Origin of the sequence: Deinococcus betulae (assembly GCF_020166395.1) — a bacterium.
Taxonomy (GTDB): Bacteria; Deinococcota; Deinococci; order Deinococcales; family Deinococcaceae; genus Deinococcus; species Deinococcus betulae.
Genome location: NZ_JAIQXU010000085.1, coordinates 1 through 976, shown reverse-complemented (window position 1 = coordinate 976; position 976 = coordinate 1). Strand labels below are relative to the sequence as shown.

At 61.0% G+C, this 976-nt stretch carries 1 protein-coding gene; it reads right to left on the bottom strand.

Features of this window, described 5'->3' with window-relative positions; genetic code table 11:
- A partial coding sequence (locus tag K7W42_RS22720) for an IS701 family transposase (protein ID WP_224577682.1) occupies positions 1–940 on the bottom strand: 940 nt, incomplete at its 3' end.
- Between the last annotated feature and the right edge of the window lie 36 nt (positions 941–976).

Here is a 976-nt window from a genome sequence, read left to right as displayed (position 1 = left end):
CCCCTGGAAGGTGCTGCCCGCGTGAACTCTGGGTCCCATCTGCCAGTCGGACGTAGGTTGCCGCGAAGGTTCCCATCAGGGGACCTTTTGTTCCCTGGCGCCACATCACGCGTCGCCAAGGTTCCCGGCTGAGCACCGCTTCAATGGTTTCGGTGTCTTCCGATGGCGTCGGATGCCGTGGGGGGCGACCTCGGAAGTGTTTTGGAATGGGGATCAGGCGCACGTGAGCGGGATACACCCGCTGGGTCTTGATGGTGCCGACCGACCAGCGCAGGCCACGTTCCGTCAGGGCTTGCCGAAATTTCGCGTTGACGCCGTACCCGGCGTCAGCGAGCACCATCCCGTACTCAACCGTGCCGGCCAGGTCATCAATTTCCCGCAGGGCGATCTCCCATTTGGTGGACATGAGCGGGTGTTCCTGTGGAACACCCGCCCTTGCACAGCGATCAGGATGTAAAGACCATTCCGAAGGCAAAAACAGCTTCAGACGCAAGGGAATCGGGATTTCATTCCAGGCGAGCGTCACAGAGACCAGACACTGACAGTTGGTGATCTTGCCTGCCTGACCCGAATACTGCCGCCCCACGCCGACGGACTTAGAACCGAACTTGGTCAGGCAGGTATCGTCAATGATCAGCACCGCATCTTTGCCGCCCAGGAGGTGCTGCGCCCGTTCCGCAACGAGTTGCTCCAATCCCTGCGTTCCCCAGGGACTATCGGTGATGAAGTGCTGGATGTGGTCGTGTGTGCCGGGCGCCACTTGGTCAGCCAACGGCTGCATGCTTTTCCGGGGCGCGGGGCTACACAGGCCCAGGATGTACGTTGGCGCCCAGAACCGCTGAGCTTGGTGGCGGAAACACCTGAGGAACGGGGAAAACCAAGTGGGGAAGTGACGGGTCCATCGCGGGAGAAGGGAGCGCTTTAACAAGAAGGCCAGCATCGCAGATGCCGGCCTGGACGGTGCCGATGAATTTTC